Annotated in this window: 25 protein-coding genes and 1 tRNA gene; 13 read left to right on the top strand and 13 right to left on the bottom strand. The window is 72.7% G+C overall.

Annotation, left to right across the window (positions count from 1 at the left end; all coding sequences use genetic code 11):
- The first annotated feature begins 5 nt into the window (after positions 1–5).
- Positions 6–78: transfer RNA gene (locus CLV35_RS10130), tRNA-Arg, on the top strand.
- Positions 79–407: 329 nt separating this feature from the next.
- On the opposite strand, the gene CLV35_RS10125 is transcribed toward CLV35_RS10130, so the two are convergent.
- The 5 genes from CLV35_RS10125 to CLV35_RS10105 all read right to left on the bottom strand — a co-directional run bounded on the left by CLV35_RS10125 (position 408) and on the right by CLV35_RS10105 (position 3,532).
- The gene (locus tag CLV35_RS10125) at positions 408–788 is read right to left on the bottom strand and encodes a YybH family protein (protein WP_121193332.1); all 381 of its coding nucleotides are present in this window, start codon (positions 786–788) and stop codon (positions 408–410) included.
- A 49-nt stretch (positions 789–837) separates the two neighbouring features.
- Positions 838–1,626 carry a hemerythrin domain-containing protein gene (locus CLV35_RS10120; RefSeq protein ID WP_121193331.1) on the bottom strand — a complete coding sequence of 263 codons (789 nt, stop codon included), beginning with the start codon at positions 1,624–1,626 and terminating at the stop codon, positions 838–840.
- A gap of 287 nt (positions 1,627–1,913) precedes the next feature.
- Complete coding sequence (locus tag CLV35_RS10115) at positions 1,914–2,150, bottom strand: DUF1059 domain-containing protein (RefSeq protein WP_121193330.1); 237 nt, start codon at positions 2,148–2,150, stop codon at positions 1,914–1,916.
- A 71-nt stretch (positions 2,151–2,221) separates the two neighbouring features.
- A complete protein-coding gene (locus CLV35_RS10110) occupies positions 2,222–3,052 on the bottom strand; it encodes a sigma-70 family RNA polymerase sigma factor (RefSeq protein ID WP_121193329.1) in 831 nt (276 codons plus the stop codon).
- A 96-nt stretch (positions 3,053–3,148) separates the two neighbouring features.
- Positions 3,149–3,532: an STAS domain-containing protein gene (locus CLV35_RS10105; protein ID WP_183061902.1), complete on the bottom strand. Its 384-nt coding sequence runs from the start codon at positions 3,530–3,532 to the stop codon at positions 3,149–3,151.
- Positions 3,533–3,704: 172 nt separating this feature from the next.
- Between CLV35_RS10105 and CLV35_RS20035 the strand changes: the two genes are divergently transcribed.
- A complete protein-coding gene (locus CLV35_RS20035) occupies positions 3,705–3,992 on the top strand; it encodes a BON domain-containing protein (RefSeq protein ID WP_183061901.1) in 288 nt (95 codons plus the stop codon).
- Positions 3,993–4,680: 688 nt separating this feature from the next.
- On the opposite strand, the gene CLV35_RS10090 is transcribed toward CLV35_RS20035, so the two are convergent.
- From CLV35_RS10090 to CLV35_RS10075, 4 genes are all read right to left on the bottom strand, one after another.
- Positions 4,681–5,115 carry a hypothetical protein gene (locus tag CLV35_RS10090; protein ID WP_121193326.1) on the bottom strand — a complete coding sequence of 145 codons (435 nt, stop codon included), beginning with the start codon at positions 5,113–5,115 and terminating at the stop codon, positions 4,681–4,683.
- 109 nt (positions 5,116–5,224) lie between these two features.
- Entirely contained in the window at positions 5,225–5,833 is a 609-nt protein-coding gene (locus CLV35_RS10085; protein WP_147431926.1) for a GerMN domain-containing protein, read from the bottom strand.
- Positions 5,830–7,203 carry a HAMP domain-containing sensor histidine kinase gene (locus CLV35_RS10080; RefSeq protein WP_231121688.1) on the bottom strand — a complete coding sequence of 458 codons (1,374 nt, stop codon included), beginning with the start codon at positions 7,201–7,203 and terminating at the stop codon, positions 5,830–5,832. The genes CLV35_RS10085 and CLV35_RS10080 overlap by 4 nt, the downstream gene beginning before the upstream one ends.
- Entirely contained in the window at positions 7,200–7,907 is a 708-nt protein-coding gene (locus tag CLV35_RS10075) for a response regulator transcription factor (RefSeq protein ID WP_121193324.1), read from the bottom strand. The genes CLV35_RS10080 and CLV35_RS10075 overlap by 4 nt, the downstream gene beginning before the upstream one ends.
- Positions 7,908–8,019: 112 nt before the next feature.
- Here CLV35_RS10075 and CLV35_RS10070 point away from each other — a divergent pair, with 112 nt between their 5' ends.
- On the top strand, positions 8,020–8,403 hold the full coding sequence (locus CLV35_RS10070) for an STAS domain-containing protein (RefSeq protein WP_183061900.1): 384 nt from the start codon (positions 8,020–8,022) through the stop codon (positions 8,401–8,403).
- A gap of 53 nt (positions 8,404–8,456) precedes the next feature.
- Here CLV35_RS10070 and CLV35_RS10065 read toward each other — a convergent pair whose 3' ends face one another.
- On the bottom strand, positions 8,457–9,107 hold the full coding sequence (locus tag CLV35_RS10065) for a DUF4396 domain-containing protein (protein WP_231121687.1): 651 nt from the start codon (positions 9,105–9,107) through the stop codon (positions 8,457–8,459).
- 156 nt (positions 9,108–9,263) lie between these two features.
- On the opposite strand from CLV35_RS10065, the gene CLV35_RS10060 reads away from it, so the two are divergent.
- Together CLV35_RS10060 and CLV35_RS10055 are read left to right on the top strand one after the other, a co-directional pair.
- Positions 9,264–10,313, top strand: a complete 1,050-nt coding sequence (locus CLV35_RS10060; RefSeq protein ID WP_121193321.1) for an SDR family oxidoreductase — start codon at positions 9,264–9,266, stop codon at positions 10,311–10,313.
- Entirely contained in the window at positions 10,310–11,269 is a 960-nt protein-coding gene (locus tag CLV35_RS10055; protein WP_121193320.1) for a vitamin K epoxide reductase family protein, read from the top strand. Before CLV35_RS10060 ends, CLV35_RS10055 begins: the two co-directional genes overlap by 4 nt.
- A gap of 8 nt (positions 11,270–11,277) precedes the next feature.
- Here CLV35_RS10055 and CLV35_RS10050 read toward each other — a convergent pair whose 3' ends face one another.
- Positions 11,278–11,736: a MarR family transcriptional regulator gene (locus CLV35_RS10050; RefSeq protein ID WP_121193319.1), complete on the bottom strand. Its 459-nt coding sequence runs from the start codon at positions 11,734–11,736 to the stop codon at positions 11,278–11,280.
- Between the two features lie 920 nt (positions 11,737–12,656).
- Here CLV35_RS10050 and CLV35_RS10040 point away from each other — a divergent pair.
- Complete coding sequence (locus tag CLV35_RS10040) at positions 12,657–13,709, top strand: helix-turn-helix transcriptional regulator (RefSeq protein WP_121193318.1); 1,053 nt, start codon at positions 12,657–12,659, stop codon at positions 13,707–13,709.
- A gap of 36 nt (positions 13,710–13,745) precedes the next feature.
- On the opposite strand, the gene CLV35_RS10035 is transcribed toward CLV35_RS10040, so the two are convergent.
- Both CLV35_RS10035 and CLV35_RS10030 read right to left on the bottom strand, forming a co-directional pair.
- On the bottom strand, positions 13,746–14,189 hold the full coding sequence (locus tag CLV35_RS10035; RefSeq protein ID WP_121193317.1) for a DUF6196 family protein: 444 nt from the start codon (positions 14,187–14,189) through the stop codon (positions 13,746–13,748).
- Positions 14,170–15,060 (bottom strand): helix-turn-helix transcriptional regulator, encoded by an 891-nt coding sequence (locus CLV35_RS10030; protein ID WP_121193316.1) that lies wholly within the window; start codon positions 15,058–15,060, stop codon positions 14,170–14,172. The genes CLV35_RS10035 and CLV35_RS10030 overlap by 20 nt, the downstream gene beginning before the upstream one ends.
- Positions 15,061–15,161: 101 nt before the next feature.
- On the opposite strand from CLV35_RS10030, the gene CLV35_RS10025 reads away from it, so the two are divergent.
- The 7 genes from CLV35_RS10025 (at position 15,162) to CLV35_RS09995 (ending at position 23,476) form a co-directional block, all read left to right on the top strand.
- Positions 15,162–16,049 (top strand): aldo/keto reductase, encoded by an 888-nt coding sequence (locus CLV35_RS10025; protein ID WP_121193315.1) that lies wholly within the window; start codon positions 15,162–15,164, stop codon positions 16,047–16,049.
- Positions 16,050–16,195: 146 nt separating this feature from the next.
- The gene (locus CLV35_RS10020; protein ID WP_121193522.1) at positions 16,196–18,169 is read left to right on the top strand and encodes a right-handed parallel beta-helix repeat-containing protein; all 1,974 of its coding nucleotides are present in this window, start codon (positions 16,196–16,198) and stop codon (positions 18,167–18,169) included.
- A 20-nt stretch (positions 18,170–18,189) separates the two neighbouring features.
- On the top strand, positions 18,190–19,020 hold the full coding sequence (locus tag CLV35_RS10015; RefSeq protein WP_121193314.1) for an oxidoreductase: 831 nt from the start codon (positions 18,190–18,192) through the stop codon (positions 19,018–19,020).
- Positions 19,021–19,120: 100 nt separating this feature from the next.
- Positions 19,121–20,128 (top strand): LacI family DNA-binding transcriptional regulator, encoded by a 1,008-nt coding sequence (locus CLV35_RS10010; protein WP_121193313.1) that lies wholly within the window; start codon positions 19,121–19,123, stop codon positions 20,126–20,128.
- Between the two features lie 171 nt (positions 20,129–20,299).
- On the top strand, positions 20,300–21,706 hold the full coding sequence (locus CLV35_RS10005; RefSeq protein ID WP_121193312.1) for an ABC transporter substrate-binding protein: 1,407 nt from the start codon (positions 20,300–20,302) through the stop codon (positions 21,704–21,706).
- Position 21,707: 1 nt separating this feature from the next.
- On the top strand, positions 21,708–22,655 hold the full coding sequence (locus tag CLV35_RS10000) for a carbohydrate ABC transporter permease (protein ID WP_231121685.1): 948 nt from the start codon (positions 21,708–21,710) through the stop codon (positions 22,653–22,655).
- Complete coding sequence (locus CLV35_RS09995) at positions 22,652–23,476, top strand: carbohydrate ABC transporter permease (protein ID WP_121193311.1); 825 nt, start codon at positions 22,652–22,654, stop codon at positions 23,474–23,476. The genes CLV35_RS10000 and CLV35_RS09995 overlap by 4 nt, the downstream gene beginning before the upstream one ends.
- Positions 23,477–23,480: the final 4 nt, after the last annotated feature.

Genomic DNA, 23,480 nt, shown 5'->3' with positions numbered 1-23,480 from the left:
CGCACGCGCCCGTAGCTCAACGGATAGAGCATCTGACTACGGATCAGAAGGTTAGGGGTTCGAATCCCTTCGGGCGCACACTGTGTCGAGACAGTAGGCGCAAGGCCCTGACCAGCGGAAACGCCGGTCGGGGCCTTCGTCTGCCACGCTGCGGCCCCCCTCGTCCGACGGCCACGGTGACGTCCCGCTCCATCACCGGTGCGGCGGTCGGAACCCGATGGCGGCCGCTTGCGACATCGACGTGGGCCGCGCGCCGAGGCCGGCCGTCGGCATCGCGACCGGGTGTGGGTCGCAGACGTACGCGACGGTGGCCACTGCAGCGGCAGCCGCCGCCGCAGACACCCGCAAGAGGACGGCGGAGCAGGCCGGCTCAGCACGCCGCGGTCGAACCCCTGCTGCTCGCACGTTCAGCCTGCGAACGGGTGGTCGACGACGTACTTCCAGCTGCCGTCGGGCTGTCGGCGGACGACCTCTGCCGTGGTGCCGTGCAGGGCGAGGGGAGCTCCGTCGCTGTCATGGGCGCCGTCGAGCTCGAAGGTGATGCTTCCCAAGGCGATGTCGCCGTGGACCAGCCAGTGACGGGGGCTGAAGCGCAGGGAGCCGCCCAGCGCCAGGAACGCGTCGAGCGCAGCTTCGATCGCTGTGTGACCCCGCAGCGGCTCTGCGCCGGGTGCGGGGACAAGCACGGCGTCGGGTTCGTACATCTGCACCAGCCGTGCCAGGTCGCCTTCGTTGAAGGCCCTGCACCACTGGTCGTTCAAGTCGGCGGGGTCGGTCGGTGTGCCCATCGTGAGGTCCCTCGTGGTAGTGGTAGTAGGTGGACTGATCGGTCGGCGGTCAGGGTCGGCGTGTGCCGTGGACCTTCGCGGCGCGCCGGGCGTAGATGCGGGGTGCGATGCGCGGCACGAGCATCCGCGGCACGCGAGGGGCGCCGGAGAGCATGGCGGCCAGCACCTCGGGGTCGCCCTCGTACATGAACATCCCGAAGACCAGGGGCAGGTCGCGCTTGCCCACCGAGCCGGCGCCGGCCTCGCCGATCGCCCGCCACTCCTGCTCGGTGAGGTAGGCAGCGGCGAGCGGGAGGAGGAGGCGCTCCTCCGCGTCGAGGTGCTCCGCGAGCAGCGCATGCAGGTCCTGCAGCGCCGCGACGAGGAGGTCGCGGTCCGCGGCGTCCGCACGGCGTACCCAGGCCTGGCGCGACTCGCCGACCCGCGCGAGGGTGCGGTCGATGCCGTCGTGCTGAGCCTCGGCCTCGTCGAGCAGGGCGACCGCGGAAGCCGGGAGCCTCGGGCGCAGAGCCGGCCACAGCAGCTCGTCCTCCCCGGCGTGGTGGTGGTGCAGCAGGTCGCAGAGCAGGGCCAGGTGGCGCTCGACGGCGCGGGCGGCCGCCCGTGAACCGGCGGGCACGCGGGCGACGGCTGCCGGCGCGAGGCGGAACTCGCGCAGCATCGCGGTGTGCACCACCAGCATGTCGCGCACGTCGACGAGAGCGGGCTCGGTCTCGCGCACGGTCACGACGGCCGGGCGCTGGCCGGGGCAGGTCCAGTCCGCTCGTGCGACGTCCCACCAGCACTGCGAGCTGTGGCCGTGGACGGTCTGGGCGGTGTCTGTCGTTCTGTTGTCCATGCCCACGAGGTTGCCGCGGGGCGCGCCGCGCGCCCATCCCAACAATCTGGGGTCTTCGGCTGACCAACGACGTGTCAGCGCTGGTCCAGTTCCTCTCGAGGCTCTGCGCGATGGTGCGTTCCGGCAGGCTGACTCGTGCTTCCGGCGCTACGCGCAGCTCTCCGACGCCGAGGCCCTCGACGTGGTGGCGGGATTCTGGCTGCAGGTCGACGAACCGAACCTCCTCCAGCCACGTCCTGCCGACCTGCGGGCGGGCGTCGGTGGTGCTCGAGGAGGTCCGTCGGTGCTCAGCCCTCGGACAGCTCGGCGAACGCCCGCTTCACGTCGCGGTACCACCCCATCGACCTCCGGGGGTGCCGCCAGCGGCTCTTCATCTCGTTGCGCGCGCCCAGGTGCGTCACATCCCCGGCCTGCTCGGCCTCCTTGAGGTGGCGGTCCTGCGCCTTGATGACGTCGTCGGCGGACTCGCCCCGGTGCTCGAAGCCGCACGGGCCGCCGAGCTGCTTGCAGGTCATGGTCTTCACGGCTGTCTCCTGCCTGGTAGTGGATGCTGCTGCTACGACGGTGGTCGAGCGCCGGGTGTGACCGGCTCGCACTAGTCCCGCGGTGAGTCGTCCTGCCGGCGGCGTACCGTACGCAGGACCTCCTGGTCGGCGCGGAACGTGAGGGAGCGGACCACGCCCGCGGCGACCGTGAAGTCGAAGACCACCTTCGCCTCGCCCACGTGGAACCAGGCCGCCCCGGGACGGGCGTCGACGAAGACCGGGAGCGCCGCCCGGGCGGCGCCGTCGAAGAAGTTCGCCACCTCGCGCTGGCCCTCGATGCGACGAGGTGTGCCCATGAGGATCGCGGCGTCGTCCGCGGTGACGACGACGTCCGGCGCGAGCAGCTGCATCAGCCGGTCGAAGTCGCCGTTGCGCGCGGCCGCCAGGAAGGCGTCCACCACCTCCCAGTCGGCCAGCCGGTCCTCAGGCGCCGGCTGCCGCACCTTCGCGCGTGCCCGGGAGGCCAGCTTGCGCGCGGCGACCGGCGTCGTGTCCAGCACCGCGGCGATGGTGGGGAACTCGAAGCCGAAGCTGTCGTGGAGCACGAAGGCGACTCGTTCGGCCGGGGAGAGCCGGTCGAGGACCGCATGAAGGGCGACTCCGACGGTGTCGGCCAGCACCACGTCGTCCGCGGGGTCGGCCGCCGGCTCGGGGGGACTGGACACCGGAGCGGACTTCACCGCCCGGAGCCTGTCGAGGCACAGCCGGGTGGTCACCGTGGTGAGCCAGGCGGGCAGGTTCTCGATCTCCGACTCGACCGCGTGCAGCCGGAGCCACGCCTGCTGCACGACGTCCTCGGCCTCGACGGGGTCGCCGAGGACGCGGCTGGCGAGTCCCACCAGGCGCGGCCGCTCCGCCGCGAACGACTCCGTGCGGTCCATCGGGCTCCTCCAGGTCTGCGTCGTCGACACACACCCTCGACGAGCAGGCGGCCGGAGGTGTGACCGACTCGCCGGGTCAGCCCGAGCGCGTCACCCCTAGCTCGTCACCCCGAGCGCGTCGTCGAGCCCGACGAGGCGGAGCAGTCTGCGCACGCCGCCGTGCGCACCGACGACGCGCAGGGGAAGACCTCGGCGCCCCGCCACCACAGCCAGCTCGTCGACGAAGCGCACCAGGGTCAGGTCCGCGAAGCTCACCTGCTGGACGTCGATGACGAGGGGCGCTTCCCAGGCAGCGGCCTCGAGGCGCTCCATGGCAGCTGCCAGGCACCCTGCGCTCGCGATGTCGATCTCGCCGGCGAGCTCGACGCTGAGCGCCACGGGGTGCCTGTCCACCACGACGGCCCGGCAGGAGCTGGCTGCCGGTGCCGACGGAGCGCTGCACGTCCCGGTGATGCGGTAGGCCGAGACCGTCGTCTGCATGGCTCCAGCCTGCCGCGTGCGCCTTGCGGCTCTGCTGTCCATGACGTTGCGGTTCCGTGACGGCTGCGCGGGGCGGACCGGCGCAGCGGGTCGTCACACGATCGCAACAGCACCGTGCGAGGAGCTGCAAAGGGCGGTGGGAATCCTCCGAGCACCAGGACAGGAGACGGAGATGAGCATGTACGAGTGGATGCTGCCCATGGAGGCTGCGCCGCCCCAGGACGCCGACACGCTCCTCGCGCTGCGGACGAGGGAGCGGCTGCGGTCGGACCCTGTCACGAAGCGCGCGCGGCTCCGGGTGAGTGCGTGTGCCGGCGTCGTCGTCCTCCGCGGAAAGGTCCCGGACCGTGCGGTCCTCGCGGCCGCCAGCCGCATCGCGGTCGAGACCCCGGGCGCTCGCGACGTGAGCAACCAGGTGCGCTTCCCGCGTGACGCCTGGCCCGAGGTCGACGGTGGATGAGCTCACCCCGGAGCACGGGCCGGCCCTCGGCACCTGACGCGGTCCAGTGGCGCGCCTTCCGGTCGTTCGCGAGCGCTCAGGCGGCGCACTCCGCCGGTGACTCGGCCTTCGCCGTCGCGCTGGCGCACAGCGTCTTCGTCGTCGCGCCGACCGGTGCGCAACAGACGAGGACGGTCTTCTGCCTGGTGCTGACGATGGTGCCCGTCGCCCTGCTCCTGCCGTTCCTCGGTCGGGTGCTGGACCGCGGCGGTCTCGAGCCGCGACACGTGCTCGCGGTCTGCGGTGGGGCGCGCGTCGCCCTCGTCGCGCTGCTGCTCGCGGCGTCGGGTCCGTCCCTGCTCGCGGGAGAGGGCCCGCTGCTCGCGGAGGCCTTTGCGTTCGCTCTCGTCCTCGCCGTGCGCGTCGCCTCCCGGGCGCACGGCATCGTCCGTGCGGCGTGCGTGCCGTGCTACCAGCCGGTGCGGTGGACCGGAGGCCGAGCCAACGCGACGCTCTCCGCCGTGGCCTCCGCGGGAGGTGCCGCCGGCGCCGGCGCAGCGGTCGTCGGTCCGTTCGTCACGGGACTCCCGGTCCTCTGCTGGGCAGCAGCGGCGTACGCCTGCAACGCCGTGCTCGCCGGAGCCCTGCCCCCGCGTACGAGCCCGAGCCGGCGCGCGCCGGGTGGTCGCCGAGGAACCGGTCGGTACGCTCAGCCCGCCGAGGTCGCGGCGGTCGGCCTCGCCACCGCCGGGGTCCGGTGGGCGGTCGGCTCCACGACCTTCGTGCTCGCGCTGGCGCTGCGTACCCAGCCCGCGGTGCTCTCCCTCGCTGCTGCCGCTGCCGCGTGCGGCGCCGCCCTCGGGACCGTGGTGGGCGGGGTGCTGCAGCGGCGGGCGGCCGAGCAGCTGTCTGCACCCGGCGTACTCCTCGCGGTCGGCCTCGCCGCCGGCTGCGCAGCCTCGGGGCCCGACCTGCCGCGAACGCTGCTGCTCGCCGCGACCGTGGGGCTCGCCAGCTCGGTGGCGAGGCTCGGCTTCGACAGCACCGTCCAGCGGCGGGTGCCGGACGCGGCGCGGGGCGGGCTCATCACGCGCTGGGAGGGTGCCTTCCAGCTCGCGTGGGTGGCCGGCGCGGCGACCAGCACGCTGGTGACGGGGCTCCCAGCGGCGATCGGCGTGCTGGCCGTCGTGGCGTCCTCGGCCGCGCTCGTCGCGCTGCGCCGCGGTGGGGCCCGCCGGCCGTGCGCGGGTGGATCAGCGGGCGTGCCGCGCGACGAGCGATGCGTAGTCACCGGGCGCGAGCGGCCGGTCGGTCAGGGTCCCGTCGGCCAGCTGGGCCTGCACCGGTCTGCCCTGACGGGTGAGGAGGACGCGGTCGACGCCCGGCACCGAGGCCGCGGTGAGGACGACCTGGCCCACCGCCAGGGGACCCTGGTCTCCGACGGCCGCCACGTCCTGCCCCTGCAGGTCCACCGTCGCGGTCCGCCCTGCCACCTCGGCCACCGCCAGGTGCAGGGCGGGCGGCAGCGCGGTGTCGAGCCCCTGGGCGCGCTGCTGGCCCGTCGGGCCGCTGGACAGCGCACCCACCACGGCACCCAGGTTGCGTGCGGTCGTCGTGCCGCCCTGCTGGACCGGCACACCGACGAGCTGGTCGTCGCGCACGAAGTAGACCGTCGGCACGCCGGGCAGCTCTTGCTCCCGAGGCGAGGTCGACGGTGTCGCGCTCCCGGTGGCGCCGCTCAGCAGTCCGTAGGGCACGTCCTGCCGGTCGACGCGGTGGACGTCGCCGGCGGACGGCACGCCGCAGCCGGCGAGGACCGCGGTCACGACGACGCCGGTGAGTACGCGGGTGCAAGGTCTCATGCGTCCGCCCGCGGCAGCCGCACGGTGAAGCGGGCGCCGCCGCCCGGTCGTTCCGAGCACCACACCGCTCCGCCGTGCGCCTCGGCCGACTCCCTCACCAGGGCGAGGCCGAGCCCGCTGCCCGACGTGGACCCGCGCGCCCCCTTCAGGGTCGCGAAGCGCTCGAAGACGCGGTCCCGTTCGTGCGGCGGCACACCGGGACCTGCGTCGTCGACGGAGAGCAGGACGTCGTCGCCGTCGGCGTCGATGACGACGGCGACCGCGCCGCCGCCGTGCCGCTGGGCGTTGTCCAGCAGGTTGGCGACGGCTCGGGCCAGCACCCGGGGGTCGCCGGTCACCGCCTGCGGGCCACGGGCGAGCAGCAGCTCGGGCGGCTGGCGCCGGTCGGCGAGCAGCTGGCGCACCAGGTCGCGCAGGTCGAAGGTGCGGCTCTCGCCCCGCAGGGCGGCGGGGTCCGCACGCGAGAGCGCGATGAGGTCCTCCAGCAGCGTGCGCAGCCGCGCCAGCTCCTCCTCGACGAGCGTGAGGGCCGTGCGGCCGGCGGGCGAGAGCTCGTGCTTGCGGGCGACGAGCAGGTCCACGGACCCGACCAGTGTCGTGAGCGGGGAGCGCAGCTCGTGGCTGACGTCCGCGGCGAACCGTGCGTCGCGCTCGATCCGCTGCTGCACCGCGTCGGCCATCGAGTTGAAGCTGGCCACGATCGTCGAGAGCTCGGGGTCGTCGGTGTCGGGCAGGCGGTGCGAGAGCTCGCCGCTCGCGATCGCGGCCGCGGTGCTGGCCAGCGGGTCGAGCGGGCGGAGCACGGCGCGGCCGCTCCAGGCGCCGAGCGCGGCCGAGAGGACCGTGGCGGCGGCGGCACCGCTCGCCAGGACGAGCGCGAGCGTGCGCAGGGTCTGCTGGAGCTCCTGCTGCGGGCGCACCTCGTAGACCTCGGCGTCGACGGCCGGCAGGGGGACGCCGACGACGAGGCTGGGCGCGCCGAGCACGCGGGCCGGGACGACGGCCACGCTCTGGCCCCGCACCGCCTCCACCAGCTCGCGCGGCAGCGATCGGGAGTCGACATCGAGGGAGCTGGAGTACCACGAGCCCTGCCGGTGCAGCAGCAGCGCGGTGGCGCCGCGGCTGTCGAGCGCGGCGAGGGCCTCGGAGGGACGGACCCCCGCCGTGCGCAGCTGCGCCTGCAGCACGGCAGCGTCCAGGTAGGTCTGGCGCAGCACCGTGCGCTGGCGCTGGTCGAGCAGGAAGGTGCGCGCGAGCTCGTACGTCGCGCCCGCCGACAGGACGGCCACCGCCAGGCCCGCGACCGCGGACGCGAGCGCCTGCCGACGGCGCAGGCTGCGCGGCCACCTCCGGGCGGCGGGCAGCCTCACGCCGGGTCGAGGCGGTAGCCGAGGCCGCGCACCGTCACGATCACCCGTGGCGAGCCCGGGTCCTCCTCGACCTTGGTGCGCAGCCGCCTCACGTGCACGTCGACGAGGCGCTCGTCACCGAAGAACCCCTGGTCCCACACCTTGTCGAGCAGGGTGCCGCGACTGAGCACCTGCCGCGGCACCGCGGCCAGCTCGCAGAGCAGGCGGAACTCGGTGAGCGTCAGGTGCACCTCCTCGTCGCCGCGGCGCAGCTCGCCGGCCGCCGGCGACAGGACGAGGTCGCCGTCGGCGCGCCGCGCGAGCACCAGGTCGCCGGGCAGCGCAGGAGCGGGGTCCGGACGCGCTGCACGGCGGCGCAGGGCGCGCAGCCGGGCGGTGATCTCCTTGACCTGGAACGGCTTCGTCACGTAGTCGTCGGCTCCCGCCTCGAGCCCCGCGACGATGTCGTGCGTGTCGGACCGGGCGCTGACCACGATGACCGGGGCGTCGCTCGAGCGCCGGACCTCCCGGATGCAGGTGAAGCCGTCCATGCCGCCGAGCATCAGGTCGACGATGAGCATGTCGGCCGGGGCGCTGCGCATCTGCTCGACGGCGGACTCGCCGCTCGGTGCCTCGCGGACGTCGTAGCCCTCGTCCTCGAGGGCCAGCCGCAACATGGCGCGGATCCTGTCGTCGTCCTCGACGATCAGGATCTGCTCGGCCACCTCTTCATGCTGCCACGCGCGTCCTGGGTCCGACATCTCCGGCGCGGAGCCGTCACACAACTGCAAAGGAGACGACCTGGTCACCGCAAAGCCGCTCTCGCAGGCTCGTCCTGTGAGCACGACCAGGAACCATGACCGTCCAGCCACCGCGCCCGGCGACGACGCCGAGCGCGGTGACCGGATCCTGGTCGTGCTCCGCCAACTTCCGCTCGACGACGAGGTCCCTGAGCTGCGCTGGCGCCTCCGCGAGGCCGTGCTCGGCGGGGCACGGACCGTCGTGGTCGACATGCGCGGCGTCCAGCGGCTCAGCTCCGGCATGATGTCCGCCCTGCTGACGACGCACCGGCTCTGCCGCGTACGCGGTGGGCACGTGGAGCTCGTGGACTGCGAGCGGCCGGTCGTGGAACTGCTCTACCGCACCGCGCTGTGGCGGGTGTTCCCGCTGCGGCTGCGCTCCGAGAGCGCGACGACCGTGCGCCGCACGACGGCGAGCTGACCGCCCGCAGTCGCTGGCCGGAGCCCGAGCCTCAGGCAGCAGGTGCGCTGACATCACATCGCTTCCTTGACGCCCCGACGCACGAGCCACCAGTTCATGGGGTAGCTGGTGGCGAAGCCGATGCACATGCCGACCTGCATCAGGAACCAGTAGGCAGGGGATGCGGGTCTGAGGTGCGGGTCGGGGAACAGAGCGAGCGACATCACTGCCATCCAGCCGAAGAGGCCGACCTCGAAGGCGGTGAGCGAGAGGACGTCAGCCTTGGTCGCGACCGCGAGGCCACGGCGCAGGCCCAGTCCACGCATCGGCGCGATCGCGAAGTACTGGAACAGCACGCCGAGCAGCAGTGCGAGCAGGAAGTCGCCGGCGTACTCGGCCAGCAGCGCTGAACCGGCGAGCTGCAGTCCGAGCAGGAAGACCACCGTCTCCGCAGCTATGTCGCCCAGCGTGCAGCCCGCCCCGCAGTGCGTAGTGCCCACCGCGACCGCCGCCCAGAACGGCTTCTCGGGCATGCCGCCTGCGTCGTCCGCCCGGTGCGTCGCGGCCCTGCCCCACGCGCGGTAGGCCCAGGTGGCCAGCGGCCCTGCGTACAGCGCGGTGATGGGCCACACCCACTCCATGACGGCCATGTGCTGGCGCCAGCCGCGTACGCGGATGTCCCACACGATCTCGGCAGCACAGGTGAGCGCGCTCAGTAGCGCCACCCAGGCCAGGACATCGAGCCACGTGGGCACCACCGCTGGGCCTCCGTCCTGTCGCGCATCACCATTGACCGGTGCATACCACCAACTGATGCTGTTTAGCACATGTGTGGCCGGGCAGCCTCCATCCACGAGTGAGCGCAGCACCAGGAGGAGAGGATGCACCGCGGAACGGTGGTCGTGACGGGTGCCAGCGGGGGAGTGGGGCGTGCGACCGCGTGCGCCTTCGCCGAGCGGGGCTGGGACGTCGCCCTGCTGGCCCGCGGGCAGCAGGGTCTCGACGCGGCGGCGGCCGAGGTGCGCAGTGCCGGCGTCCGCGCACTCCCTGTCGTCGTGGACATGGCCGACTGGCCCGCTGTGTCCGCGGCAGCCGAGCGCGTCGCCCAGGAGCTCGGCACGCCGCGCGTGTGGGTCAACGTGGCGTTCACCAGCGTGTTCGCGCCGTTCCGCGAGATCGCGATGGAGGAGTTCCGGCGCACCACCGAGGTCAGCTACCTGGGATACGTGCACGGCACCCGCGCTGCGCTGGACCTCATGTCGCCCGTCGAGGGCGGCGTCGTCGTCCAGGTCGGGTCGGCCCTCGCCTACCGGGGGATTCCGTTGCAGACCGCCTACTGCGGCGCCAAGCACGCCATCCAGGGCTTCAACGAGGCCCTGCGCTGCGAGCTGCTCCACGAGGGCAGTGCGGTGCGCACGACGATGGTCCAGCTCCCGGCCGTCAACACGCCGCAGTTCGACTGGGTCCTGAGCCGGCTGCCCCGCCACCCGCAGCCGGTGCCGCCGATCTACCAGCCCGAGGTGGCGGCGCGCGCGGTCGTCCTGGCCGCACAGCACCCGGGTCGGCGCGAGTACTACGTCGGGCCCAGCACCGTCGCGACGATCCTCGGTGACAAGCTCGCGTCCGGACTGCTCGACCGCTACCTCGCCCGGACCGGCTGGGTGTCGCAGCAGACCTCCGAGCCCGCACGCCCCGGCCGTCAGGCGAACCTGTGGGAGGCCGCCGACGGACCCGACGGTCACGACCACGGTGCCCACGGCTCGTTCGACTCCCAGGCGAAGTCCCGCTCGTGGCAGGCCGAGCTGAACCGCCTGCCGTGGCTCCTCTCCGGCGCGGTGAACCTCGTCGCGGCGGCGGTGGCCGGAGGGCAGATGGTGGCGAAGGGACGGCGCGACTTCGCCGCTGCGCTCCTGGGCCGGCCGCACCCGTGAGCGCGTCCGCCGCCAGCTCGCACGACCCCGGGTGCAACCCCTCCGCGTGGATGCACCGCCTCGTGCTGGCCGGTCTCGCCGTCGTGGGCGCCGCCGTCGCCGGCTACCTGACGCTCGTCGAGACCGACGTGCTCAGCCACGCCTGGGACCCCTTCACGGGGGACGGGTCCGACCGGGTGCTCCACTCGTCGTTCTCCTCCAGCCTGCCCTTCCCCGACGCGGGCCTCGGCCTGCTGGCCTACCTCGCGGAGGTCGTGCTCGCACTCGTGGGTCCGGAGGACCGGTGGCGCCGGATGCCGTGGGTGGTCCTCGTCTTCGACGCCGTGCTGCTGGGTGCCGCCACCGGCGGCCTCGTCCTCCTGGTCGTCCAGGCGGCGGTCGTGCACCACTACTGCACCCTGTGCCTGGTCTCGACCGGCATCTCGGTGACTGCTCTGGGGCTGAGCCGGCTGCGTGAGTCGCGCGCGGCGCTCCGTCGGCTTCGGCAGCAACCCCGTGCGGATCGGGTGGATGCTCTGCTCCACTGGCCAGGGACGGCTCCTCCGGTGGGCGCTGTGCGGATCGCCGAGGCCCGTGCCATGACCGCCGCGTCGCTCACCGCGCTCGACGGGGCTGCGCTCGTGGTCCTACCGATCAGCGCGTACGCGTTCACCGAGCCGGGCGTTGACGCGGTGTGGCGCGACCTGGTCCTCGGGACCGCGCTCGTCCTGTGGGGAGTCGCGGGGCTGCGGGCGCCTCTCCGGGCGCGACGCAGCGGGGGAGGAACCCTCCTGGCCGGGGGAGTGCTCATCGGGTCCGCACTCCTGTTCGACGGGCAGCCCGACGGTGTGCTCGCGCTCCGGTGGTGGACGGAGGTCTCTGCAGGTCTCGTTGCGCTGGTGGCCGGAGGGACTCAGCTCCTCAGCACCGCGTGGGCGCGTCACCTGGTGCGACAGCGCGGCATCCCTGGCCGGTAGGGTTCGGGTCAGCTGTCCCAGGCGACCGGGCCAGCGTCTTCGGGCGCCTCGCCGGTCACTCGGGAGAGGGCGGCCATGGCGAGTCGCAGGTGCTGGCGCTCCTCGGGATCGAGCTGACTCAGGATCTCGCGGAGCTCGCGCTTGCGGTACTCGGTCATCCGCCGCAGCAGCCCGCGGCCCGCGGGCGTGAGCGAGAGGCGCAACGCTCGACGGTCCGACTGCTCCACTTGCCGGTCGATGAACCCTTTGCGCACCAGGCGGTCCACGAGACGCGTCGCCGTCGAGGTGTCGACGTCGAGCTCTGCGGCGAGCTCGGAGAGGCGCAGCGCGCCTCGGCCGCGCAAGAGCACGAGCGCGCGCAGCTGGGGCAGTGTCGCGTCCGTGGCGTGTGCCGCGAGCGATCGAGCCGCAATGCCCACCAGCACGCGGCCGCCGTTGATCACGACGTCCAGGTCGTCGTCGTCCATCCAGACACTCTCTCAGGTCGAGTGCCCAGCGTTGCACACATGCACACGTGGGCATTCCGTGGACGAGCGATCCAGCAGTGAGCTCACCCGAGCCGGTGCGTCCCGCGCAGGCAATGTCGTCTCGCCGCTGCGGGGCGTGTGCACGAGAGGGGCGGAGCTCCCCCGGCGCACGACACGGTGACACCGCGGCCGCGGGCACGTCAGCCCGCGAAGGGGTGGTCGACGACCTACCTCCACGTGCCGTCGGGCCGCCGGCGGACGACCTCGGCCGTGGTGCCGTCGAGAGGGGCTGGCGAGGGATGAGGCCGAGCGAGCCGCCCAGGCTGGGGAACGCGCCGAGGGCCGCTTCGATGGCGGCATGGCCTCGCAGCGGCTCGGCGCCCCGATGCAGGGACGAGGACGGCGTCGGACTCGTACATTCCCACCAGCCGCGGCAGGTCGCCTTCGTTTCGGTCGGAAGCTCATGGCGGCGGGCCCGGGCACCAGTGGTCTCAGGTGGACAGGGTCGGCGTGTGCCGTGCACCTTCGCGGCGCGTCGGGCGTAGATGCGGGGCGCGATGCGCGGCAGGAGCAGCCGCGGCAGCAGGGGCGCGGCGGAGAGCCTCGCTACGGCGCCGGCCTCACCGACCGCCCGCCACTCCTGCTCGGTGAGGTACGCACGCAGCGCCGACGCGGAGGAGCGCCTCCTGCTGCCGCGGTGGTGGTGGAGCAGGTCGCAGACGAGCGCCAGGTGGCGGTCGACGGCGCGGGCGGCGCCCTTCGCGCCGTCGGGTCCCCGGGTGACGGCTGCCGGGGGAGGAGGGTCGGGCGCTGGCCGGGGCAGCTCCAGTCGGCCGGGTGGGAGGCGCGCCCATCCCGGAAGTCCGGGGACTTGTGGCGGACCACCTCCTCCCGGGGGGCAGATCGCGCACCATGGTTCCATGGCGAACCGGACCCGACGGACCGTGCACGAGCAGCTCCGCGACGCGCTCGGCGCTGAGCTCGACCTGCCCTCACTCGCGCAGACGGTCTACTCCGTGGTCGCCCGCCGCGTCGCCTACGACTTCGCATGCTTCGCCACCACCGACCCGGCCACTGGCCTGATCACCGGCGCCTCGAAGACGCGCTCGCTCGGCATCGGAGACGAGGAGTTCGCGGCGGCGGAGTACGGCGGACCGGACCTCAACAGCTTCGCCGAGATCGCGCGGCGGCGGCTGCCGGCCGGGGCCCTCTGGCTGGACACCGGCGGGCACCCGGAGCACTGCCGCCGCCACCGCGACTTCATGGCACCCCGCTTCGGCTTCACCGACGAGCTGCGCGTCGTCTTCTCCGCCAGAGGTGCGAGCTGGGCGGCCCTGGCCCTCTACCGCGGGCCGGGGGATCCTCCCTTCACGGGCCCGGACGTGCAGGAGCTGGGCGCGGTCAGCGAGCTGGTCGCCGAAGCCGTTCAGCGCAGCCTGTTCCGCAGCGGTCCGGGTCCCCGCACGGTGCAGAGCGCGGACCCGACGGCCGGCCCGGCCGTGCTCGTCATCGACAGCTCGGACCGCGTCACCCACCTCACGCCGGCGGCCCGCGCGGCGGTCGACGAGCTCGGCGGATGGGACCACGGCTCCCTCCCGGCCAACCTGCTGGCCGTCATCGCCAGCACCCGGTCCCGGGGCGAGCACACCGACACGCGTGCCCGAGCAGCGACCGGACGGTGGCTCAGCCTGCGAGCCGCGCCGCTCGCAGGTCCCGAGTCCTCCGGCGAGGTCGTCGTGACCGTCGAGCCCACGCCGCGCACGGCGCTCAGTCGCCTCTCCCTCGCCGCGCACGGGCTGACCACCCGCGAGGAGGACGTCGCGCTCCTCGTGCTGCAGGGCGCCAGCACGGCGACGATCGCCGCCGACCTGCACCTGTCGCCGCACACCGTGCAGGACCACCTCAAGGCCGTCTTCGCCAAGCTGGGCGTCACGAGCCGCCGTGAGATGACCGCGCGCCTCGTCCTCGACTGATCGGCTCAGGTCACCGCTGCTCCAGCGGATGACCGCTCAGCTGGTGGACGACGCGCCCAGCCCGCGGATGACGCCGACGACGTCGTCGAGCAGCCCGACCGGGCACCCCCAGTAGTCGTAGATGCCGCCGCGAGCGCGGTTGCTGCCGCATACGACGAAGACCCCGGTCCCCAGGCGCGTCTTCAGCTCGCCCGCGAGCCAACCGACGAAGCCGCTGTTGTCCACGCCGGCCGGGAAGTGGAACGACACGAGGCCGAAGCGCTCGCGCCCGGCGTCCTGCACGTCGTCGCGCACCAGGGCGCTCCACGAGTCCTCGTCGCGCACCACCGCCAGCGTCGCTGCGCTCAGCTGGGGCGGCTCGTCGAGCGGCGTCTCGGCGAAGGACCACACCCCGTCGAAGACCGTCATCTCGGCCCGTGCGAGGACCGAGCGCAGGCGCGCGTGCGTCTGCTCGGGCGTCTCACGGCTGATGCTGACCACTGCTGCTCCTCGGGACGAACGGGTCGTCGCGCACCTCACCGGCGTACCAGCTCTCGAGCAGCTGCAGCCTCTCGCGCGTCGGCTCGTCGGCGGCGTGGTAGACGAACAGGCTCAAGGTCGACGAGTCGGGCAGCGCGAGAGCCTCGAAGCCGAGATCGAGCTCACCGACCACGCGGTGGCGCAGCGTCTTGCGCCCGGTGCGGTGGTACTTCACGTCGTACGCCGCCCACCGCCGGGAGAAGTCCGTGCTCCGGGTGGCGAGCTCGCCGACCAGCGTCGTGAGGCGCCGGTCCGTCGGGCTGGCGCCGACGTAGCCGCGGAGGACCGCGACGACGTCGTCGGCGGTCTTCTCCCAGTCGACGTAGAAGTCTCGGGCGACGGGGTCGAGGAAGGTGAAGCGGGCGTTGTTGCCCTGCGCGACCTCGCTGTGCAGGAGGTCGTCGTAGAGCGCGCGTGCCAGCGCGTTGGTCGCGACGATGTCGAACCGGTGGTCGCGCGCCCACGCGGGCAGCCCCTGCATCGAGTCGATCACGGTCTGCAGCCCGGGGCGCAGCGCTGGGGGTGACGCGCTGCCCACCGGGCGTCGCGGAGCACGAGCGGCCCTGGCGAGGTCACGCAGGTGCGCCAGCTCCGCGTCGTCGAGCTGCAGAGCCGTCGCGAGCGCGACGAGCACCTCGTCGGAGACACCGGAGAGGTTGCCGCGCTCGATGCGCACGTACCAGTCCACCGAGATGGACGCCAGGACCGCGACCTCCTCGCGCCGGAGCCCGGGCACCCTCCTGCCGGCACCGGCACCCAGACCGGCCTGCTGCGGGGTGATCCGCGCCCTGCGAGTGCGCAGGAACTCGGAGATCTCCGTCCGCAGGTCCATGCGGGGCACAGTACGCGCGGACCGCCGGCGCTGGGGGGTACCGCCAGTCCCCCGAGCGGCGGCCACTTCCCCGTGCCGGGCGGTCGGAGTCCCATGGGCTCATGGAGACGATCACTCTCAACAACGGCGTCACGCTTCCCGCACTGGGCCTGGGCGTCTACCAGAGCCGGCCCGAGGAGACCGCCGCCGCCGTGGCGACCGCCCTGGAGGCGGGCTACCGCCACGTCGACACCGCAGCGGCCTACTTCAACGAGACGGAGGTGGGAGAGGGGTTGCGCCGTGCCGGACTGCCGCGCAAGGAGGTCTTCGTCGAGACGAAGGTCTTCCCGAGCGACTACGGCTACGAGCAGACCTTGCACGCCTTCGAGAAGTCGACGCGCAAGCTCGGCGTCGACCACCTCGACCTCCTGCTCATCCACCAGCCGCGCCCGAGCCAGTTCGAGCGGACCGTCGCGGCCTACCGAGCGCTCGAGAAGCTGCTGGCAGACGGCGCCGTGCGTGCGATCGGCGTGAGCAACTTCATGCCCCACCACCTCGAGCGCCTGCTCGCCGAGGTCGACGTCGTGCCTGCCGTAAACCAGGTCGAGCTGCACCCCTACTTCCAGCAGCCCGCCGTCCAGGCCGCCGACCGCGCGCGCGGCATCCTCACCCAGGCCTGGTCGCCGATCGGTGGCATCACGTTCTACCCCGGGCCCTGGCGGGAGGACCGCCGCAACGTCATGCAGGACCCCACGATCGCCGGCATCGCGCGGGCCCGAGGGAAGTCTGCGGCCCAGGTGATGCTGCGGTGGGGGATCCAGCAGGGCCGCTCGGTCATCCCGAAGTCGACCAACCCTGGGCGCATCGCGGAGAACCTGGACGTCTTCGACTTCCGGCTCGACGCGGACGAGGTGCGCAGGATCGACGACCTGGACACCCTCATGCGCACGGGACCCGACCCGGACGAGCCGCGGGGCGACTTCTACGACCGGCCGATCCCGGAGGGGTGAATCGCCGGACCCACGCGCGGGCCCCCCGCGCGGGCCCCCCTGCTGGGGCCCCGCGCGGCGTGGTCGAATGGGAGGCACAGGCACCCACCGTCGGGGTCGTCCCGAAGGGCGCGGTGCGAGGCATCGTCCGGAAGGCCCACGTACGCATGGCTGCCCTGCACGTCGCGACGACCGGTTCCGACTCGGCCTCCGGGGCCGAGGACCAGCCGCTCCGCACCATCCAGCGTGCGGCGGACCTCGCCCGGGCCGGTGACACGGTCGTCGTCCACGGGGGCGTCTACCGCGAGTGGGTGCGGCCGCGCCGCGGCGGCCTGAGCGACCGGCGCCGGATCACCTACCTGGCCGCGCCCGGAGAGCACGTGGCGATCAAGGGCTCGGAGCAGGTCACCGGGTGGGAGCAGGCCGGGGGCAGCGTCTGGCGCGTCACCGTGCCCAACACGCTCTTCGGCGACTTCAACCCCTACGCCGAGGAGCTCGTCGGCGACTGGGTCGTCCACCCCGAGGGCGAGTCGCGCCGCAAGCACCTCGGCGACGTCTACCTCAACGGCAAGAGCTTCTACGAGGTGCTCTCGGCCGACGAGGTCGCCGACCCGCCGGTGCGCGCCGAGGTCGTCGACAACTGGACCGGCCTGCCCGACCAGGTGCGCGACCCCGAGCAGACCCGCTTCGTCTGGTACGCCGAGGTGGCCGACGACGCCACCACGATCTGGGCCAACTTCCAGGGGGCCGACCCCAACGCCGAGCTGGTCGAGATCAACGTGCGCCGCTCGGTCTTCTACCCCACCGAGCACCACATCGACTTCATCACCGTGCGCGGCTTCGAGCTGGCGCAGGCGGCGTGCCCGTGGACCCCGCCGACGGCCGACCAGCCGGGTCTCATCGGCCCCAACTGGGCCAAGGGCTGGGTCATCGAGGACAACGTCATCCACGACGCCAAGTGCTCGGCCGTCTCCCTGGGCAAGGAGGCATCGACCGGCCACAACTTCGCGACCACCCGCGGCGACAAGCCGGGCTACCAGTACCAGCTCGAGTCGGTCTTCTCCGCCCGCCACATCGGGTGGGACCGGGAGCACGTGGGCTCGCACGTGGTGCGCCGCAACGAGATCTACGACTGCGGCCAGAACGGCATCGTGGGCCACCTCGGCTGCGTGTTCTCGACCATCGAGGACAACCACATCCACCACATCGCGCTCAAGCGCGAGTTCTACGGCTACGAGATCGGCGGCATCAAGCTCCACGCCGCGATCGACGTGGAGATCGTCCACAACCGCATCCACGACTGCTCGCTGGGCACCTGGCTGGACTGGGAGACGCAGGGCACCCGCATCTCGCGCAACGTCTTCTACCGCAACAACCGCGACCTGTTCGTCGAGGTCAGCCACGGCCCCTACGTCGTCGACCACAACGTGCTCGCCTCGCCCGTGTCGTTCGAGTCCTTCAGCCAGGGCGGCGCGTTCGTCAACAACCTGTTCGGCGGGACGCTGCGGTGGGAGCCGGTGTGGGACCGAGCCACGCCGTACCACGTTCCCCACAGCACGCAGGTCGCCGGCTACGCGGTGATCTACGGCGGGGACGACCGCTTCATCGGCAACGTCTTCCTCGGCGGCGACGTCGACCACGCCTACGCCCCCGACGGCTTCCCGTTCCAGGGCCCGGTCGGGCACGGCACCGCCGTGTTCGACGGCCACCCCACGAGCTTCGACGAGTACCTCGCACGCGTCGACGCCCAGCCGGCCGGCGACCACCAGCGCTTCCCCGGCGTGAAGCAGCCGGTCTACCTGCGCGACAACGTCTACGCCGCAGGGGCTCGCGCCTCTGACGGCGAGTCGAGCCCGCTCGTGCTCGACGGCGACGCCTCGCTCGAGGTCGTCGACGAGGGGACCGAGGTCTACCTGCAGCTGCAGCTGCCGCAGGGCTTCGACGGCGTACGCGTCGGGGTCGTCACCTCGGCCGACCTCGAGCGCACGCGCTTCGTGGACGCCGACTTCGAGGAGCGCGACGGCAGCCCGCTCGTCGTCGACGCCGACCTCACCGGCGAGCGCAAGGACGCCGCCAGCAGCTACCCCGCGGGCCCGCTCACCTCGCTGGCCGGTGGCGAGGCGCGCCTGCGCGTCTGGTGACGCACGAGGAGAGGACGACCATGGCGACCTGGCTCATCACCGGCAGCTCGACCGGGCTCGGGCGCGACCTCGCCCGCGCGGTCCTCGAGGCGGGCCACAACGCCGTGGTCACCGCCCGCGACCCGGGGTCTGTGCGGGAGCTCGCCGACGCGTACCCGGACACCGCTCTGGCGGTGGCGCTCGACGTCACCGACCACGAGCAGGTGGCCGCAGCCGTACGCGCCGGCGAGGAGCGCTTCGCCGGCATCGAGGTGCTGGTCAACAACGCCGGCTACGGCTACCGCGCGGCGGTCGAGGAGGGTGACGACGCCGACGTGGCGGCGCTGTTCGCCACCAACGTCTTCGGCCCCGTCGCGCTCATCAAGGCCGTGCTGCCCGGCATGCGCGCCCGCCGCAGCGGCGCCATCGTCAACATCTCCTCGATCGGCGCCCGCGTCTGCCCTCCGGGCTCCGGCTACTACGCGGCGACGAAGTCGGCGCTCGAGGGGCTGTCCGGCTCGCTGCGCAAGGAGCTGGCGCCGCTCGGCATCTCCGTGGTGGTCGTGGAGCCGGGCGGCTTCCGCACCGACTTCGCGGGCCGCTCGCTCCAGCAGGCCGCCACGCCCATCGACGACTACGCCGAGACGGCGGGCAAGCGGCGCAAGGAGCACGACACTGCCCACGGCACGCAGCCCGGCGACCCGGCTCGCGCGGCACAGGCCATCATCGCGGCGGTCGAGGCCGACGAGCCGCCGGCGCTGCTCATGCTCGGCTCCGACGCGCTGAGCGCCATCCGCGGCGTGTTCGACGCCCAGCTCGCCGAGCTGGCGGCTTGGGAGCGGACCAGCGTGGGCACGGACTACCCCGCCTGACGGCAGCAGCGCGCCCCCTCGTAGAAGTGCTTCTGTAGGGTCTCGCTGCCGGGCTCCGCGCGGCACGCCGTCCGTCGAGCGCCGCGAGAGGGCCCAGGTCATGACGAAGCAGGTCACGATCTACGACGTGGCGCACGACGCCGGGGTGAGCATCTCGACCGTCTCGAACGCGCTCAACCGGCCCGACCGGGTCAGCGCCGCGACGCGCGAGCGCGTGCTCTCGGCGGCCGACCGCCTCGGCTTCGTGCCCAAGCCCGCGGCCGTCTCGCAGGCCCGCCGCGGCGCCGGCTGCATCGGCATCCTCGCCCCCTTCACCGCCTACGCCTCCTACTACGCCCGGCTGACCGGCGTGCTGACCGCCCTGCGCGACACCGGGCAGGAGACGCGGGTCATCGACATCCCGTCGGCGGCCGCAGCCACCTCGCCGGCGCTGGCCGCGTCGGCGATCCGCGGGCAGCTCGACGGCATCGTCGTCATGGGGGAGCGGATCGAGGAGGCGGTCGAGCGCCGCCTGCTCGAGCGGGGCATGCCCACGGTGCTCGTCGACGCGCGCAGCGAGCTGTTCAGCGTGGTCGTGACCGACGACTTCCGCGGCGGCGCGACGGCGGCCGAGCACCTGCTGGCGCTGGGCCACCGGCGCATCGGCTACCTCACCGAGCGCCAGGAGTCCGACTACGACTCCCAGGCCCGCCAGCGGCTCGACGGCTTCCGCGACGCGCTCGACCGGCACGGCGGCACCACGCTGCACGTCGCCGCGTCCGGACCGACTGCGGAGCAGGCCCGGCAGGCGGCGCACGAGCTGCTGTCGGCGGACGAGCGGCCCACCGCCGTGATGGCCCACTACGACGAGTTGGCGGTGGGTGCGCTGCACGCCGCCCGCGACCTGTCCCTGCGGGTGCCCGAGGACGTCTCGGTCATGGGATACGACGACGGGCCCGCGGCCAGCGCGGCCGGCCTCACCACCGTGGCGCAGCCGTTCGCGGAGTCGGGGGCCGCAGCCGTACGCCTGCTGCTGAGCCGGATGGCCGACCCGCGCGCGCCGCGGACGGTGACCGTCCTCGACTGCTCGCTGGTCACGAGGGGGACGACCGGCACAGTGCCCTCGTGAGCCGGGATGTCACAGCTCGGTTGCAGATCGAAGTGCTTTTGTAGAAGGTCTTGGCGACGGCGCTCCGCTGTGCTTGACTGCGGGCAGCGGCGCCGGTGGACCCCCTCCGGCGCACCTCCCTGGTCGCCGGTCGAAGGAGTCCGAATGCCTGCTCGTCAGCTCGCAGCGTCGATGGGTCGACGCCGTGCCCCGTCCCAGGGTCGACGGTGGCGGCTCGGCGCGGTGGCGGTGCTCTCGCTGGCCCTCACCGCCGCCTGCGGCGGTCCCGGCAGCGACTCCTCCAGCGACGCCGCGCCCAGCAGCGCGGCGGGTGGCGCCAGTGGTGGTGCCACCAGCACGGTCGGCGCGGCCAGCGCGACCCCGTCGTGCGGCACGGCGCCGGTCACCATGAGCGGCTACTTCGAGACCGGCTTCCCGCTGCCGAAGGCGCTGACCGACGAGTTCACCAAGCAGTTCCCCAACGTCACGTGGGACATCCGCGAGGACCAGTTCGCGGTGATCACGCAGAACGCACCGCGCACGCTGGCCGACAACGCCCCCGACCTCATGCGCCTGCCGCAGATGTCCGAGCTGGCGAAGGACAAGCTGCTGCTCGACCTCGACGACTACGCCAAGGCCTTCGGGTGGGACCAGTGGCCGGCCTCGCAGCTCGAGCAGCTGCGCGTCTCCGACGACGGCAGCCGCGGCTCCGGCCCGCTCTACGCCAACGGCTTGAACTTCAGCATGACCGGCATCTTCTACAACAAGAAGCTCGCCGCGCAGATCGGCATGACCGAGGCTCCGAAGACCCTCGCGGACTTCGACGCCCTGCTGGGCAAGGCGAAGGCGGCCGGCATCACGCCCATCGCGCAGTTCAACGGCGGTGCCACGGGCGGCTTCGCCTTCCCGCTGCAGAACCTCATGGCGGCCTACGGCCCGGCGGGTCCCATCAACGACTGGATCTTCAACAAGCAGGGCGCCACGATCGACACCGACACCAACAAGCAGGCCGCGCAGCACCTGCAGGGCTGGATCAAGTCGGGCTACTTCGCCAAGGACGTCAACTCTATGGACTACGCGGCGATGATGAGCCGCTTCATCGGCGGCAAGAGCCTGTTCATCTTCGACGGCGACTGGGAGTCGGGCAACCTCGACAAGCAGATGGCCGGCAACGTCGGCTTCTTCCTCATGCCTCCGGTCCAGGCCGGTGGCAAGCAGGCGGCCATGTCGGCCCCGCTGACCTACGGCATCGGCGCGAAGGCCAAGCACCCTGACTGCGCCGCGTTCTTCCTCAACTGGGTCGCGACGAACGACAAGGCACGGACCATCGACGTCGAGGTCGGCGGCTCGCACCCCATGGGCCCGGCCGACGCCTTCATGCCCCCGGTGAAGGAGGGCACCGTCACGGCGGCCACCCTCGAGGCGGGCGCGAAGATCGGTCAGGACAACGGCGCCATGGACTTCATCGCCAACGCCACAGGAGCGATCTACGCCAAGAGCTGGACGCCGAACCTGCAGAAGATGGTCGGCGGTCAGCAGACCGGCGACGGCATGCTCGCGGCGGTGCAGAAGGACTACCAGTCCCAGCTGAAGCGCTGACGTGAGCTCGCAGACGCAGCAGGCGGGCGGTGCGGCGCCGACCACGGCGTCCGCACCGGCCCCGCGGCGGCGGCGTCGTGGCGGGCGCGCCCGCTGGACCGGGTGGCTGTTCGTCGCTCCCGCGCTGCTGGTCTACGCGGTCTTCGTGCTCCGGCCGATGGTCGTGAGCGTGCAGTACTCGCTCTACGACTGGGACGGCGTGGGCGCTTCCACCTACGTCGGCCTGAAGAACTACAGCAGGCTGTTCACGGACTCGGTGCTCTCGCACTCGATCCTCAACGCGTTCAAGCTCATCGTCTTCTTCAGCGCGGTGCCGGTGCTGCTCGGCCTGCTCATCGCGACCTCCATCCGCGCGATCGCCGCCAGCAGGCTCGCGGTCGTGGCGCGTACGGTGCTGTTCCTCCCGCAGGTCATCCCGCTGGTCGCCGCCGGCATCGTCTGGAGCTGGCTGCTCTCGTCGACCGGCTTCGTCAACCAGGTGCTGGGCTGGGTGGGCCTGGGTGGCGTCACCCGCGCCTGGCTCGGCGACTTCACCTTCGCCCTGCCTGCGGTCGGCGTCATCGGCGCCTGGGTGCTGCTGGGCCTCTGCACGCTGCTCCTGCTGGCCGGCATGACGAAGATCGACCCGTCGCTCTACGAGGCCGCCCGCCTCGACGGCGCGGGCGCCGTGCGCGAGTTCGTCTCCATCACGCTGCCGGCGCTGCGCCAGGAGATCGGCGTCTGCGTCACCGTGACGGTCATCGCCGCGCTGGCGAGCTTCGACATCATCTACATCTCGACGCAGGGCGGACCCGGCAACTCGAGCATGGTCCCCGGGCTCGAGATCTTCTACCTCGCCTTCACCGAGCGGCAGGTCGGCCAGGCCTCCGCGCTGGGCGTGGCCCTGATGCTGCTGGTGCTCGCCTGCGTCCTCCCCGTCCAGTGGCTCACCAAGGAGCGCGACGAATGATCGTCCAGCGTCGCGAGGCCCTCGTCGGCCGAGTGCTGCTCGTCCTGCTCATGGTCATCACGGTGCTGCCCTTCGTCAGCCTGGTGGTCACCGCGCTGCACGAGCCGGGCACCTACCCCGAGGGCATCTCGTGGCCGGACAGCCCGCACTGGGGCAACTTCGCCGACGCCTTCGAGGCTGCCCACATGGGCACGCTGCTGCTCTCGAGCCTGCTCATCGTCGCGGGCGTCGTCCCGGCCTCGCTGCTGCTCGGCACCATGGCCGGGTACGCGTTCGGCCACCTGCGGATGCCCGGGCACCGGGCGGTGTTCCTGCTGTTCGTCCTCGGGCTCACGCTGCCCTTCGAGGGCATCCTCACCCCGCTCTACTACCAGGTCCGGGACATGGGGCTCCTCAACACGCGGTGGGCGATCATCCTCCCGCTGATCGGGCTGTTCATGCCGTTCTCGGTGCTGTGGATGCGGGCGCACTTCGTCAACGTGCCGCAGGAGCTCTCGGAGGCGGCCAGCGTCGACGGCGCCAACCTGTGGCAGCAGTTCTGGCGCATCCAGGTGCCGCTAGCCGTGCCGGCGCTCTCGTCGCTGGGGCTGCTGCTGTTCCTGTGGACCTGGAACCAGTTCCTGCTGGCGATCGTGCTGGTCGACGACCCGACCAAGCGCACGATGGCCGGCGCCCTCGGGGCGTTCCAGGGCCAGTACGGCACCGACATCCCCCTGCTGTGCGCGGGATCAGTGCTCATCCTCGCCCCCACGCTCGCCGTCTTCCTGCTGTTCCAGCGCCAGTTCGTCACCGCGCTGCTGCAGGGCTCGGTCAAGGGCTGACGAG

Source organism: Motilibacter peucedani (assembly GCF_003634695.1).
Classification (GTDB): Bacteria; Actinomycetota; Actinomycetes; order Motilibacterales; family Motilibacteraceae; genus Motilibacter; species Motilibacter peucedani.
This window is presented reverse-complemented; position numbering and strand designations above follow the sequence as displayed.

Coding starts and splice junctions, on each gene's coding strand:
- CLV35_RS10125 (WP_121193332.1), bottom strand. CDS start 788: ATGGGCACACCGACCGACCCCGCCGACTTGAACGACCAGTGGTGCAGG.
- CLV35_RS10120 (WP_121193331.1), bottom strand. CDS start 1,626: ATGGACAACAGAACGACAGACACCGCCCAGACCGTCCACGGCCACAGC.
- CLV35_RS10110 (WP_121193329.1), bottom strand. CDS start 3,052: ATGGACCGCACGGAGTCGTTCGCGGCGGAGCGGCCGCGCCTGGTGGGA.
- CLV35_RS10105 (WP_183061902.1), bottom strand. CDS start 3,532: ATGCAGACGACGGTCTCGGCCTACCGCATCACCGGGACGTGCAGCGCT.
- CLV35_RS20035 (WP_183061901.1), top strand. CDS start 3,705: ATGAGCATGTACGAGTGGATGCTGCCCATGGAGGCTGCGCCGCCCCAG.
- CLV35_RS10085 (WP_147431926.1), bottom strand. CDS start 5,833: ATGAGACCTTGCACCCGCGTACTCACCGGCGTCGTCGTGACCGCGGTC.
- CLV35_RS10060 (WP_121193321.1), top strand. CDS start 9,264: ATGCACCGCGGAACGGTGGTCGTGACGGGTGCCAGCGGGGGAGTGGGG.
- CLV35_RS10050 (WP_121193319.1), bottom strand. CDS start 11,736: ATGGACGACGACGACCTGGACGTCGTGATCAACGGCGGCCGCGTGCTG.
- CLV35_RS10040 (WP_121193318.1), top strand. CDS start 12,657: ATGGCGAACCGGACCCGACGGACCGTGCACGAGCAGCTCCGCGACGCG.
- CLV35_RS10030 (WP_121193316.1), bottom strand. CDS start 15,060: ATGGACCTGCGGACGGAGATCTCCGAGTTCCTGCGCACTCGCAGGGCG.
- CLV35_RS10025 (WP_121193315.1), top strand. CDS start 15,162: ATGGAGACGATCACTCTCAACAACGGCGTCACGCTTCCCGCACTGGGC.
- CLV35_RS10020 (WP_121193522.1), top strand. CDS start 16,196: ATGGCTGCCCTGCACGTCGCGACGACCGGTTCCGACTCGGCCTCCGGG.
- CLV35_RS10015 (WP_121193314.1), top strand. CDS start 18,190: ATGGCGACCTGGCTCATCACCGGCAGCTCGACCGGGCTCGGGCGCGAC.
- CLV35_RS10010 (WP_121193313.1), top strand. CDS start 19,121: ATGACGAAGCAGGTCACGATCTACGACGTGGCGCACGACGCCGGGGTG.
- CLV35_RS10005 (WP_121193312.1), top strand. CDS start 20,300: ATGGGTCGACGCCGTGCCCCGTCCCAGGGTCGACGGTGGCGGCTCGGC.
- CLV35_RS09995 (WP_121193311.1), top strand. CDS start 22,652: ATGATCGTCCAGCGTCGCGAGGCCCTCGTCGGCCGAGTGCTGCTCGTC.